We start from the raw sequence: 13845 nt of genomic DNA, 5'->3' as shown, positions 1-13845 counted from the left end.
CCCTTCAAGCTAGGAATGGGCCTGATCCCCTCGGGCCCTTCGGCTCGCCCCTGGAGGCAGGAGGAGCCGCCAGCCGTCACCCGCGGGCTGGGAATAGCGCGGCCCGGGGCGGCTCAGCCCTCGTTGCGCGGCGTGGTGGACTCGCACAGGTGCTCGAGGAACTCGGGCAGCAGGGCGGAGGAGATGATCCAGATGAGCCCCTCGCCCAGGTCCGCCAGCACGGCGCGCTCGGCGTACTCCACGCTCTTGGTCTCCACGTAGTGCACGAAGACGCGGCGGTTGCGTGCCCGGTACCACTCGGCCGCGCGGGTGAGCAGCCCGAGCATCCCGTCCTGCACCTCGGGCCGCGAGTCCTCCTCCAGCAGCGGGACGATGCGCACGCCATCCAGCACGTGGAACAGGTTGAGGCCCGGGTTGGCTGCCTCGACGACGCCGATGGCCACCGCCTTGCCGTGGTGGCGTGCCACGAAGGCCTCGCGCTCGCGCGAGAGGTTCGCCTGGCTCCACAGCGCCTTGGTGGAGGTCAGCCCGAAGCGCTCGGGCACCAGGTCCAACGCCTCGCGGTACGCCACCGGCTTGGTCTTCTCCAGCCGCTGGAAGAGCTGCTCCAGCTCCTGGGCGGTGGGCTCGGCCACCTCGATGCCCTCGGGGAGGGGCGCCCACTCGTGCTCGGTGTCGCCCTCCATGAGCTGGAAGGGGATCAGCGCCGCCTGGCCGGTGTGCTCGTACCACTGGGCGAAGTCGAACTTGGTGAAGCGCGTCCAGCGCACGTGCGCCTCGGCGTACGAGAAGAACCACTTCACCTCGGGATCCAGCTGCGTGGGCTCGTACGCGCGCAGGTAGATGTCGCGCAGGGCCTCGCGCGCCGAGGCGGCCCGCCGGCCGTTGGCCCCCGGAGGCTGCTGCCGCGCCAGCTGATGCGCCAGCCAGCTGCCCGCGTACGGCTTCACCACGGACAGCGTGGCCTCCACGCCGCCCTCCATGGGCCGCACCACGCGCAGGCCCAGCCGGTTCTGCCCCTGGAGCTTGTTCTGCGTGTCGTGGAACTCGCGCTTGAAGGCCTCGAACTTCGTCGGATCCTTGCCGGACAGGCGGAAGTAGCCGGACTTCTCGAAGAGCTCCCACACCCCGCTGTTCCAGTCGCCGGCCACGCGGGTCTTCGGGTGCATCTGCTCTTCCACCAGCGCCCGCCAGGCCTGCCCCTCCTGGGCGTTGAGGGGGCTGAGCCACATGCCGCAGCGGTGACCCTTGGGGGTGCTGGAGATGTTACGCACCTCGCCGAAGAGCTTCACCGGCGCGCGGCCCGGCATCTCCACCTCCAGCACCGGCACCCGCATCCCCGGGTAGAGCAGGTCCTCGCTCAGCTCCGTCATGAAGGACAGGCCCTCGTAGGACACGTCCAGCATCTTCCGGTGCACCCGGACCTGGGGCCACAGCGGGTGCTCGAAGGAGAGCTCACACTCGGTGGTGGTGGGCGCGCGCCGCAGCCAGCGGTGGCGGAAGCGCGTCATCTCCACCGGCAGCGGCATCATCCACAGGCCGCCGTCCTGCCAGGCCTTGTCCACCTGGAAGTACAGCACCGAGCTGTAGCCGAACGCCTCCATGGCGAAGGGCGTCTGCGGCAGCTCGCCCTCGGCCTTCCAGCCAATCACGCCCTCGTACTTGTCGAAGTGCGCCGCGCGCACCTCCACCCGGGTGCCATCCTCCGCCCGGGACACGCCCCGGGTGCTGCGCGCCGACAGCGCCTCGCAGATGCGGAGGATCCGGTCCTGGTTGCGGATGGTCTCCTTCCAGACGGGGCGCCCCTCGGGCGTCACCAGGTGGCCGCTCTCGCGCAGCGCCTCCAGCGCGGAGACGATCTTCCGGCCCGCCTCCAGCGGCGGGGCCACGAAGCGCAGGCGCAGCTCCGGCTGAGCCTCGGGCCCCCCGGCGGACACCTCGGCCACCTCGGCCTGCAGCGACGTCGTCCACCGCTCGCCCAGCCCCAGCACCACGGAGGCGAGCTGGCCCGGGCGCAGCTCCGCGCACGAGGCCAGGTGCAGCGTCAGGTGCTCCAGCGACAGTTGAACCAGCCGCCCCTGCGAGTCATGCGCGTCGCCGAAGGAGGCAACGGCAGACAGGGTCGTTCCCATCCGGTAGCCCAGGATCGCCTCGCGGGTCGACATCCGGTTATCCAACTGCATGGGCGCTCCGTCGCGGGGAAAACTCATTACGTAAATAGCAGAACAATTTCATACCACGGTCCTGCTGGACTTCCTCAAAGGAAATTCCCTGGGCACAGGGTGAACAGTGCTTCCGTGGGGCGCACCTGCTGTCCCAGAGGCGAGCGGGTCCTGATCATCGCGCCCTGTGTCCTTCTGAAAAATCCCCTGGAGATTCCAGTCCGTAGGCTCGCTTGGAGCGTCCACAATCGATCCTCCCGGCTCTGAGGTGTGATCAGGGAAATCCTGTCAAACAGAACATGCTGTCTGTTCTGGAAATTCTGGTTCAGGCCCCTGGAAAAAGCCATGCCCGCCAGTCTGTGAAAGAACTGGAATAACCAACACTTCTGAAAAGACAGGCAGCCGAGCGAGCGCGGGGTGCTAGGGGCAGCGCAGCTCCAGCACCAGGGTGGTGTCCTCCAGGCCTCCATCCGAGCCGGAGCCTCCGGCGAGGTACACCTGCGCGCCCGGGCCCGCGGCCAGCGAGTGGTTGCGGCGTGAGGGGAGCGGGGTGGCGGGGGTGAAGCGCTCGGAGGCCGGATCAAACCAGGCGGCGGGGGCGCCATTGGCGTCCTCGACGTAGACCCAGCCGTTGCCCGCGAGGACGGCGCGCGGGCTGGAGCGGGGGGTGTCCATGGGCAGCAGCTCGCGCACGCGCACCACCGAGCCCGAGGCCTCGAAGAGGAAGGCTCGGGCCGAGGGGACCAGCGAGGCTCCCTGCTGCTCGAGGCCGCCGAACACCAGCGCGCGGCCAGCCTTCAGGCCCACCACGGCGGGGGCCTCCAGGGCCACGGGGAGGCTGGGCCCCACGCCCAGTGTGCCCGTGGGGCCGATCAGGTCCGTGCGCGAGGTGGCGCCCGAGCCCGAGCACCCACCGGCCAGCAGGAAGAAGGGCCCCAGGGGCGCGCCTCCCGCGGGGCAGGCCAGGGCCAGGGAGCCCAGCACCTGCTGGCTGCCGGTGGCGGCCTGGACACGCACCGCGAAGTTGCGCTGCTCGACGCCTCCGTCCTGGGCGGGGGCCATTCTTCCGCCGGCCAGCACCGCGTCCCCGGCCAGCGGGCCGGCCGCGGCGCCTCGGGCGGTGAGCATGGGAGAGAAGGACGTACGAGCCATGCCCCCGTCCTGGGCGATCCACTCGAGGCTGGGCTCGGGCACGTCGCCGGTGGTCACTCCGCCCAGCACCACCACGCCGCCGTCCTCGAGCGTCACGCCGCTGGCCTCCGCGCGGGGCACGGTGAGGGCCTGGGAGGAGAGCCTCCCCGTCTCCGTGAAGAAGAGATCCAGCGCTGCGCTCGGGCGTCCCTGAGCGTCACGGCCGCCGGCCACCACGAGCGTGCCAGCCAGGGGGCCTGTGCCGGGCACCAGCGCCGTGGGCTGGGAGCGGCGCGAGAAGCCGGAGCGCACCACGGGCGAGCCCACCGTCCGCCCGGCGCAGCCGCACACGCCGCCGCCACAGGTGAGCCCGCCGGGCTGGCAGCTCTTGGCGTCGCACTCGGGGTCCGCGCAGTCGCTCAGCCCGTCGCCGTCGTCGTCCAGGCCGTTGTCACAGGCCTCCACGGCGGTGCCGGCATCCGGCGGCGGGGGGAGGGGAGGCAGCGTCAGCGTCAGGTTGGCGCCGCCCTTCTCGGTGAGGGTGGCCTCGCCCGAGGCGGTGGAGCGCACCACGCCCGAGAGCTCGGCGGTGGCGCGCACGGACACGAGCGTGCCGGCGGGGGTGGCCGGGCCAGACTCGAAGTTGAAGGTGGCGGGCAGGTGCAGCTCCGGGCCCTCCAGCGTGGCGACGGCCAGCGGGGTGGTGGTGCCGCCCTGGAAGGCGACGACGGAGAGCCGATCGAAGTCCGGGCCCGGCGCCAGCGCCCCCTCCACCACTACATGCACGCCGCCGGGTGTGGACTCACAGGCGAGCAGCGGCCAGAAGAGGAACAGCGGGAGCAGGCGCGACAGTCGGGGGGGAGTGCTCACGGGGGGAGTCTACAGGCTACGGCTCGCTCCAGCCGAGAGGTGGCGGGCTTGGCGGTAGAGCTGGGTCAGGGAGAAGTCGAGCGCGGCCTGGCGGCTCTGGACATGGTGGCGGGCGCGCAGGAAAGGCAACCACGCCCTGTCGCCGACAATGACGGCCGCCTCTTCCAGGTGGCGCCGCGGCACCCAGCGCCCCCCTGCTTTGTGCACCAGGACCATGCCCAGGTAGGCGCCCAGGGAAGTAATGAGCAGCTCCCGCTCGGCTTCGGGCAGCTGCGGACCCCAGCCCCGCCACCACAGGAAGTAGTCAATCTCGGGGAGGGACTCGGGGGAGCCATCCATCACGGAAGGCACCTCCGTATGCAGCAGCGCGGCGAGCTGCTCGGCGTACTGGTGCTCGTAGAGGCGGATGGCCTCGGAGACATGGGGGACATCGGGAGGCGGCGCCTGGTGAGCGGAGAGCCACTCGGAGGGAGGCGGGGGGCGGTACTGATTGAGCCGCTCGATGTCCCAATGCTTCTTGTGCAGACCGGAGCGCTGAAGGGTGAGGGTGAGCAGGTCGGCGATGTCGGGATCGAAGTGAGGCTCGACGGGGACGAAGGCGAGGCTGCGGTGGCGCAGGGTGGCCAGGGTGTCTTCCAGCTTCAGGTCGGGGCGCAGGTGGACGAGGGCGCGGGCCTGGGCGAGGCGGGCCTCCTCGGAGGCGAAGTCCGCGGGAGTGGGGCGGGTGAGCCAGAGCACGGCGCCGCCGGGCAGTTCTTCCAGGAGGAAGGCGGGGGTGGAGAGCATGCGCTGGCGGCCGATCTGCTCCACCAGGCGAGGCCCGTAGAGGTTGAGCCAGTGGACTCTCTCGATGCTCTTGGGGACGAACTCGCGCTTCTGCTCGTCATCCCTGTCCATCAGGGCATCCGTGCCACTGTGGGCGAAGCCGTAGGTGACAGGGAAGCGGGAGGCGAAGGCGCGGGCGAGGTTCACGAGGTGACGGGCTCGTTCCTCTCCCTTGCCCGGCTCGCTGAAGACGGAGAATGGATAGACGCTGAGACTAACGGAGGAGCGGACATTCTCATGGCCTTCGAAGAAGTCCACCGCGTAATAAGTCAACGAGAACCGATCACACAGAAGATGAATCGAGGTGCTCTTACCGGACGTGGCCTCATGGAGGCGCTCGCGCAGTTTCTGGCGCGAGTACTTCAGCTTCCGCCGGGTGAGGGACATCCGCTTGGGCCGGAACTCTTCCCCTGTGGACTCGATGATCTCGAGCATCTCCTCCAATCCTTCGAAGCCCCGGTCCAAGGCACTGCCAGGGAAGAGGATATCGAACATGAGGCTATCCTCCTTGCTCCACTCGTCAGGGTGCATGATGGAAATGGAGTTCAACCCCCTTCCTCTTCGCGGCGTTGAGCATTCGTTCTCTGAAGGCTGAGCCTTTGGGAACGAGTGCCTCATCATATACGAGGTGCACGCGAGAGACGGTCACGCGGCGCTCGAAGAGCGGATGCCCTCGCCGACGCACCTCCACCTCGCCTCCGTACTTCGCCAGGGCTTCCTCTGCATCGGTCGTCACTTGTCGCCGAGCATCATCCTCGCTCATCTTCATGAAGTCCCGCTGCTTGGTGCTGACGGACTCCACGCGTGGCTCACTGCTCTTCAGCGTGGCCTCGTCCACGGCGAGATCGTCGGCGTAGGTCACCGAGGTGCTGCCCTCGTGATTCAACCCGACGTTCGCGTCGGTGCGAGGCTGCTTCATCCCGCGCAGCACCTTCCGCTCTCCCTGTGGCAGCTTCACCTCGCCTCGCAACAGGGCGGACACCTTGACCTGGAACTCCATCGCCTTCTTGAAGCGAGTGCGAAACGCCTGGTACCCAGGCCATGTCAGCGGCGGCTTCACGCCCTCCGCCGGCCCGGCCGGGTTGTTCAGCTCCGCGTAGCGCTGATCCCAGTAGGACACGTAGTCGCGCCACAGCGCCTCGTCCGCCTCACCGCCTGGGAGCGGATTCTCCAGGGAGGGCCTCTGCCCTGCCAGCTTCTCCACTCCCCCCGTCTGCCGTGCACCTATCTCCTGCGCCTCGGCCTCCACCAGCCGCGCCTCCATGGCGGAGACCTCCACAGCCAGCCCCAGGCTTCCTGACTGCACGGCCAGTTGCTCGGCCCCCACCGCCGCTGCGCGCCCCTCCCCAGCGGCCCACCGCTGTGCCTGGACGGCGGGTGCCTCCACCACCGCCCGGTGCTCCGCCGCCGCTGCGCTCGACTCGGCCGTGGCCGCCTTGCCCAGGGTCGACGTCATCATCCCCTCGGTCAGCAGCACGTTGACGACCGCCATCACCAGGGTGCTCTTCATCCCCTCGCGACGCGCGGTCTCCTTGAAGGAGTCGGCCAGCGCTTGCCTCAACCTCCGGGACCCCGGCCCCTCAACAGGGCCGAGCAATTCTTCGATGAAGCTCCACTTGGGCACGCAATCTGGCAGCTCCACCGCCGTGCACCGCAGGGAGTAGACCTGTTGGGCGACGTAGGACCCCGCTCCCCGGAATTGCCCCTCCAGGTTGCTGAAGATCGTCCAGGCCTGCGCATGTCCTGGCTTCTCCTTGTTCTCCTTGAGCGAGAGCTCGTAGACGTGCTCCAAGTGCTCGGGGCGGCGCACGATCAGGACATCCGTGCCGGGTATCACCTGGCCGCCTTGGTCCAGATAGAGCTTGAACTCGAACGGAGGGGCATGGGCCTCCCGCGGTGGGAGGGCTGCGTTTTCACTACAAGCGATGGCGAGGCAGGCCAGCGCCATGGCCAGCAAGGGGGCGTGCGTGTGCATGGGGCCTCCATGCTCCGATGCGCAACCCTGCACCTGGAAGGATGCGCCACGGAGTACGGACATCCGGCGGCTCGTGGGCGAAATCCCCTTCTGAGCCACGGCCCCTGCGACACCCCTTCGCAACACAAGCCAGGATCTCCCACCTTGTAAAATTCCCGCGCCGCCCTTTCGATCATTGGGGTTTCGCGGTGTAGACTCGTTTTTCTCAAATGGGTGGGTCCACGCTGCCGCTCGCCCCGGACGCCTTCAGCGGCCGGAAGCTGGGCAAATACGAGGTGCTCTGCCGCCTGTCCACGGGCGGGATGGCGGAGATCTTCCTCGCGTCGCAGCGTGGCCTGGCGGGCTTCCGCAAGCTGGTGGTGCTCAAGCAGATCCTCCCGGACATCGCCGGCGAGGAGGAGTTCGTCCAGATGTTCCTGGACGAGGCCCGGGTGACGGCCGCCTTCAACCACCCGCACATCGCCCAGGTATTCGACTTGGACGTGGCCGACGGCGAGCTGTTCCTGGCCATGGAGTTCGTCCCCGGCGCCACGCTGGTGGAGGTGGCCAAGTCCTGCCGCGCCGTCAACGAGCCCATCCCCATGGGCTTCAGCCTGGAGGCCGTGCGCGACACGGCGCTGGCGCTGCACTACGCGCACACCTTCACGGACCCGCTCGGCCGGCCCGCGTCCGTCATCCACCGGGACGTGGCCGAAAAGAACATCATGGTGACGTACGAGGGCGTCACCAAGCTGCTGGACTTCGGCATCGCCAAGAACCTGGCGCGCAAGAGCCGCACCCAGGTGGGCATGGTGAAGGGCACCAGCGGCTACATGTCCCCGGAGCAGATCCTGGGCGAGCCGCTGGATGCTCGCAGCGACTTGTTCAGCCTGGGCGTGGTGCTGCACGAGTGCCTCACCGGCCTGCGCCTGTTCCACGCCAAGACGCCCGAGGCCGGCGCGAGCGCGGTGCTGCAAGGCCAGGTGCCGCCCCCCTCGCGCGCCAACAAGGCCATCCCCCCGGAGCTGGACGCCATCGTGCTCAAGGCGCTGGGGCGCAAGCGGGAGGACCGGTACTCGACCACGCTGGAGTTCGCTCGGGCCCTGGAGCGCGCCGTGGGTCCGCTCATCTGGCACCCCGAGCAGAGTGGAGAGCTGATCAGCCGCCTGTTCTCCGAGCGCCGCGAGCAGAACCGGCAGCTGCTGGTGGCCGGGCGCGCCCTGAGCGGCGAGTCCACCGGCCAGATCAACGTCGCGGCCATCCTGGCGCCCCCCGCGCAGCTGGCCGAAGAGCCAGTGACCGATGGGGACCTGCCGCAGATCACCGCCGCGCCGCTCAGCCCCGCCCGGTCCCCCGCGCCCTCGCCGGCGGGGCTCCCGGTGAAGACTCCCGCGCCGCCCCCGCCTCCCGCGCAGGAGCCGCTGCAGACGAAACCTCCGACGCCGCCCCGGGGCTCTCCCTCGCGGCGGGGCATGACCTCCGGGGGCTCGACCGCCGCTCCGCCCGAGCCGTCCTCCATCCGCCGCCCGGTGTTCGAGCCGATCCCCCAGAAGCGCCTGAGCACCACGACTTCAAGCGATCTGCCGGTGCCCCCGCCTCCCCCGCAGGAGACGAGCTCGCGTGCGCTGCCCGGCGATGTGCCGGTGCCCCCGCCTCCTCCCGCCTGGACGGACGAGAACAGCACCCGCGCCGCGCCTCTCGAGGAGCCGTCCGCCGATGGAGCTGACGGGGACGACGAGTCCCAGCCCGCGGTGCGCACCACCCTGGAGCGCCTGCCTCCTCCGTCACGCCCACCGCGGATGGATCTCCACACCATGGGGACGATTCCCCACCTCGACGGCCACGGCTTCGTGGCGAAGCCCGACGAGGAAGCCCCTCAGGAAGAGTCCCGGCCCGCGGTGAGGACCTCCTCGCCGCGCAACCGCCCGACGCTCTCGAGCGAGCGCCTCCCCTCCATCTCCGGCAACCCCAACGCGCGCCCTGCCCGGCGGCGCACTCCGACAACGCCTCCTCCCGAGGAGGAAGAGCTGCAGGAGGAGGAAGGGCTGCAGGAGGAGGAAGACTCTCAGATCGACCTGCAGACCAATCCGATCCGTGTCGCGGTCCCTGAGGAGCCCCGGGAAGACACCAACGAGACTGTCCTCCCCGACGAGGAGGATCCCCTCACGATCCTCACCGCTCCGACCCTCACTATCCCCTCCAAGAGAAGATCGGGCGGGCTGCTGGTGGTGCTGGCCGTGGCGATGCTGCTGCTGGGCCTGCTCGGCGCGGCGGTGGCGCTCGGGTTGGATGGGGGCCGCTTCAGCGGGCTGCTCGGGCTGAACACCCCGCCTCCTTCAACGGATCTGAGCCGCCTGGAGCCGCTGAAACAGCCGGCCAAGCGCGCCCAGCCCGCGTCCCCCGCCCCGGCGCAGGCTCCCGCCTCCAAGCCCGGAACGGCGGCCGTTGCTTCCACGGGGCCCACACCGTCCGGAGGCACGGCGCCGGCCCCGTCTCCCGCGCCTCCAGCCCCCGCCGCGATGGCCGCGCCTACCCCTCCTTTGGCCACCACCGCGCCGGACCCCATTGCTACCCCGCCAGCGGTGACCGGGAGCGCTCCCACCGACAAGCCCCAGGCCGTCGCCCCGAGCGAGCCGGAGGAGGAGCCCTCCGCGCCGGAGAAGAAGCCCCACTCCCCCACCAAGCGCACGCGCCGGGACTCGAAGACCTCGGCCGGCGGCGAGGGAGAGGATGGCTCGAGCGATGACGAGCCCGCCTCGGCGCCAGCCGGCGCTGGAGCGCTCACGCTGGTCACCAATCCATACGCCAAGGTGTACCTGGGCCGGCGCTACCTGGGAGACACGCCCCTCTTCAAGATCAGCCTCCCGTCGGGCAAGCACTCGCTGAAGCTGGTCAGCGCGGATGGCCGGAACCTGCACGTGCCGGTGGAGATCAAACCCGGCGAGACGACGGCCCTGAAGCTCGCGCTGGACCAGCTCGACCCGGGCTAGCCTGCGCGCCTCCTCGGGCCTGCAATGGCTCTCGGGCTCGTGCGTAGAGCCGAATGTTCCGAGGCCCCAGCCTCCACCCTTCCCGGGAGAGCCCTGCCATGCAGACCCTGCGAACCGCCCTCGTCGTCCCCACGCTCCTCTTGTCCCTGTGCGCCTTCGCCGAGGGCGCCACCCGCGAGGAGACCCGGGACGTGCCTGACTTCAACGGCGTGGAGGTGAGCCACGGCATGAAGGCCAAGGTGACCATCGGCCCCAAGTCCGTGCGCATCTCCGGTGACGAGAAGCAGGTGAGCCAGGTTCGTACCGAGGTGGTGGACGGCAAGCTGGTCTTCCGAGTGGAGAAGGGCTCCTGGTGGGGCTCCTCCAGCAAGGGGCTCCACCTCACCATCTCCACCCCCAAGCTCACCAGCGTAGGGGCCAGCGGCGGCGCCGATGTGGACGCCGAGGCCACGGCCGCGGACACCTTCTCCGTGGACTCCAGTGGCGGCAGTGACGTCTCCGTGCGCAACCTGGATGCGAAGAAGGTGAAGGTGGAGATCAGCGGCGGCGGCGAGGTGACGCTCAAGGGCCGCGCGGACACGCTCAACGTGGATGCCAGCGGCGGCTCCCAGGTGCACGGCAAGGAGCTGAGCCTCAAGTCGCTCGACGTGGATGCCAGCGGCGGCGCCGGGGTGGAGGCCAACCCCTCCGAGCGCATCGAGGCGGAGCTGTCCGGCGGTAGCACCGTCCACGTGGACAGCGCCCCCAACCAGCGCGACGTGTCCACCTCGGGCGGCGCGCAGGTCGTCTTCAGCAAGAAGTAGCCCGCCCCACTCGCCTCACCCGTCCAGGTTCAGCGACACCTCGTGCAGGCGCTGGCCCTTGCGATCGAAGATCTCCACCTGGAGCGTGGGCTCGCTCCAGCTCAGCCGGATGAAGTTGCTCACCGCCGTGTAGCCATCATGGCGGGTGAGCACGTAGTCCGTCTGCCCGTCGAGAATGCCCTTCGTCTCGAAGAAGAACCCCGGCGGAGAGAAGGCCGGGGCGCTGAAGGCCGAGGAGATGATGGAGTACAGCCGGAAGTCCGGCCGCGAGGTGCTCTTCAGCTCCGACCACAGCGAGCAGTGCACGTCCCCCGAGAGGAACACCGTGCGGCGCACGCCCGCGTCCCGCATGAAGTCCAGCAGCTTCTGCCGCTGGAGCTGGAAGCCCGCCCACTTGTCATCGCGCTCGAAGGCCGCCCAGTTCGCCAGCTTCATGTCCGGGAAGAGGGGCACCGAGGACACCACGAACTTCAGCCCGCCCAGGTCCGCCTTCAGCCACTCGTGGAGCGCCTCCAGCTGCACGCCGCTGATCATCTCGGGGGGCCGGGCCCGGTGGAAGCGCTCGGTGCGCAGGTCCATCACGAAGAAGCGCGCCGGGCCTTTCTGGAAGGTGTACCAGTAGCGGGTGATGGCGTTGGTGCGCCCCGGCTCGTCCGTGCGCTCCAGCGCCGGCCCGTGCACCACCTGGTAGCAGCGGTACGCGCTCAGGGCTGCCTCGAAGAGGCTCCGGTTGGCCGCGCGCTGATCAATCGGTAGCGCCGGATCATAGACCTGATCCATGGACCAGTTGTTGGCGATCTCATGGTCGTCCAGCACCATGTACGTGGGCAGCCGGGACATGAGGCCGCGCAGGTTCGGCTGGGCGAAGGAGCTCCGGTAGTTGGCGCAGTACTCCGTGAACGTCCGATTCTGGGTGGGGATGTCCGAGTAGATCTGATCTCCCACCATCAGCAGCAGGTCCGTGGGCCTGCCGCCCTCCACTTGATCCAGGATGGTGCGGAAGACGCGATCGCCTCGCTCCGGCAGCCCCACGTTGACCAGCCTCTCGAGGCCCGGCACGGGGTGCCGACACGAGCCAAACACGAAGGACAGCTCCGCGCTGCCCGGCGGGCTCGCGGTGCGGAACACACTGGCGCTGGCGCCTTGCAGCTCCAGCCCCACCGGCGGCAGCAGCAGGTTCGGCTCCACGTCCGCGTAGAAGTAGCCCATCCGGTACGCGTAGGGCTTGCCCGGCTCGAGACCGGAGAAGTCCACGCTGCCGGTGTAGTCATCCTCGGGCAGCAGCTTGAAGTAGCTCGCCTGCGCGGGCGTGGTGGAGCCCGCCTCCAGCAGCTGCGCCACGCCGTAGCACCGCTGCCCGCCCGGCGGCGGAGCAGCCTCGCCCCGGCCCCACAGCCGCACCGTCGTGTCCGTGGTGTGCCCGACGATGGGCCCTACCGTCACCGGCTTCACGGGAAAAACGAGCGCCATGAGCTTCGCCTCCTCCCCACCCGCGGGGTGACACCTTCCTACGTGCACGGCTCAGGTGGGACTTATGCGGCGTCCATTGTGCAGCGCGGGGGCCCACGGAGCGTAGAAAAGCCCGTCTCCGTTGAAAACCCTACGCGGATCCTGTCGATAATGAGCTTCCCGGATCCACCCTGCTTACAGATGTGCAGGAGCTGATGCAGCTCTCGGCCTGCCGCCGCGCAGCACCTCCTCCACCGTATCCAGCCCTTCCCCCGGAGCGTCTCCCATGACCGCCCTTGCCTCCAAGACCGCCTCCCTCTGGCAGCACAAGCCGCGAGTCCAGGTGACCACCCAGAAGATCACCTCCTCGCTGAGCGTGGTGATTGATCGGGTGCCGCAGGCCCAGCCCACGCACCTGGCGCCGCTGTCCTCCACCCTGGCCGCTCGCGTCTCCGAGTTCCTGGGCTCCGAGAGCCTCACCGGCGCCCAGGGCTATGACGTGGCGCTGGTGGAGCACGGCTCGAACCGCTCCGTGGCCTTCGCCACCGTGCTGCACGCCGAGGGCAGTGACTTCCAGAGCCGCACGCGCCTGGCGCCCTCCGCGCTGGAGAAGGCGGCCTTCCTCACCCGCGTGCACGTGGCGCCGGACGCGCCCAAGGGCACCCTGGCCGTGCTCCTGTACGCCGCCCTGCGCCAAGCCCGGAGCTGGGGCCGGACCCTGGGCGCCTTCCTGATGGTGGATGACGACACGCCGCTGGCGCGCCAGTACCAGCTCGTCCCGCTGGCGGGGGTGCCTCGGCTCGACGTGAGCGGCGCGCACGCCTACCGCGCCAAGTCCCAGCGCCTCGACTTGCTGCTGCACCGCGCCTCCGAGGAGGCTCGCGAGGCGGGCCAGCCCCTGCTGCCGTCCTTCCTGGTGACGGAGGTGCTCGACACCATCCACCACCTGTTCCTGGACAAGGTGGGCCAGACGAGCTTCTTCCAGGCCGTGGACTCCGGCACGCTCACCCGCGAGCAGTACGTGTACGCGCTCACGCAGATGCACCTGTTCGTCCGCTACACCACGCGCCTGCTGGGCCGGTGCGTGGGCCACTCGCCCACCACCGAGCTGCGCACGCACTTCATCTCCCACCTCAAGGGGGAGATCAACCACGAGATCATCATCGAGAAGGACCTGGCGCACCTGGGCGAGGACGTGCCGTACGTGAAGGAGCTGGCCCAGCCCAACCTGCCCACGCGCGAGTTCATGTGCACCCAGGAGAGCGCCATCGCCTTCTACGAGGACCCCATCCTGCTGCTGGCCGCGCCGCTCACCGCCGAGGGCGTCAGCGGCCACCTGGGCCAGCTCTTCATGGACAAGCTCAACGCGTGCGTGGCCTCGTGGGGTGTGAAGGAGCCGCAGAAGGCCACCCACTTCCTGGGCTCGCACATCGAGTTCGACAGCGGGGATGACGGCCACTGGCAGGGTAACCTGGAGCTGCTCGCCCAGCACCTGAAGCATGAGCTGGAGCTGCGCCGCTTCCTCTCCATGCTCCGGGTGTGTGTGGACGCCACCCTGCGCCAGTGGGACAGCTACGTGGGCGATGTGGACCTGTTCAGCGCCCAGCCCGTTCGTGCATGATACGGCGCGTCAAGCAGGGCCCGCCGCCTCATCCGAGTAG

The 13845-nt window shown here is 69.4% G+C and carries 8 protein-coding genes; 3 read left to right on the top strand and 5 right to left on the bottom strand.

What is annotated here, in order from left to right; all coding sequences use genetic code 11:
- Positions 1–113: 113 nt before the first annotated feature.
- The 4 genes from ACJ8AT_RS22585 to ACJ8AT_RS22570 all read right to left on the bottom strand — a co-directional run bounded on the left by ACJ8AT_RS22585 (position 114) and on the right by ACJ8AT_RS22570 (position 6963).
- Positions 114–2183, bottom strand: a complete 2070-nt coding sequence (locus ACJ8AT_RS22585; RefSeq protein WP_407739872.1) for a PilZ domain-containing protein — start codon at positions 2181–2183, stop codon at positions 114–116.
- Between the two features lie 399 nt (positions 2184–2582).
- Positions 2583–4163, bottom strand: coding sequence for a hypothetical protein (locus ACJ8AT_RS22580; protein WP_407739871.1), 1581 nt, complete (start codon positions 4161–4163; stop codon positions 2583–2585).
- Between the two features lie 9 nt (positions 4164–4172).
- The gene (locus ACJ8AT_RS22575; RefSeq protein ID WP_407739870.1) at positions 4173–5483 is read right to left on the bottom strand and encodes a hypothetical protein; all 1311 of its coding nucleotides are present in this window, start codon (positions 5481–5483) and stop codon (positions 4173–4175) included.
- 25 nt (positions 5484–5508) lie between these two features.
- A complete protein-coding gene (locus tag ACJ8AT_RS22570; RefSeq protein WP_407739869.1) occupies positions 5509–6963 on the bottom strand; it encodes a hypothetical protein in 1455 nt (484 codons plus the stop codon).
- 209 nt (positions 6964–7172) lie between these two features.
- On the opposite strand from ACJ8AT_RS22570, the gene ACJ8AT_RS22565 reads away from it, so the two are divergent.
- Together ACJ8AT_RS22565 and ACJ8AT_RS22560 are read left to right on the top strand one after the other, a co-directional pair.
- On the top strand, positions 7173–9932 hold the full coding sequence (locus ACJ8AT_RS22565; RefSeq protein ID WP_407739868.1) for a protein kinase domain-containing protein: 2760 nt from the start codon (positions 7173–7175) through the stop codon (positions 9930–9932).
- A gap of 98 nt (positions 9933–10030) precedes the next feature.
- Positions 10031–10735 carry a head GIN domain-containing protein gene (locus tag ACJ8AT_RS22560; protein ID WP_407739867.1) on the top strand — a complete coding sequence of 235 codons (705 nt, stop codon included), beginning with the start codon at positions 10031–10033 and terminating at the stop codon, positions 10733–10735.
- 15 nt (positions 10736–10750) lie between these two features.
- Here ACJ8AT_RS22560 and ACJ8AT_RS22555 read toward each other — a convergent pair whose 3' ends face one another.
- Positions 10751–12205, bottom strand: coding sequence for an alkaline phosphatase D family protein (locus tag ACJ8AT_RS22555; RefSeq protein WP_407739866.1), 1455 nt, complete (start codon positions 12203–12205; stop codon positions 10751–10753).
- Between the two features lie 265 nt (positions 12206–12470).
- Between ACJ8AT_RS22555 and ACJ8AT_RS22550 the strand changes: the two genes are divergently transcribed.
- Complete coding sequence (locus ACJ8AT_RS22550) at positions 12471–13805, top strand: hypothetical protein (protein WP_407739865.1); 1335 nt, start codon at positions 12471–12473, stop codon at positions 13803–13805.
- The last annotated feature ends 40 nt before the right edge of the window (positions 13806–13845 follow it).

This window comes from Hyalangium sp. (assembly GCF_045802625.1).
In the GTDB taxonomy this organism is placed as follows: Bacteria; Myxococcota; Myxococcia; order Myxococcales; family Myxococcaceae; genus Hyalangium.
This window is presented reverse-complemented; position numbering and strand designations above follow the sequence as displayed.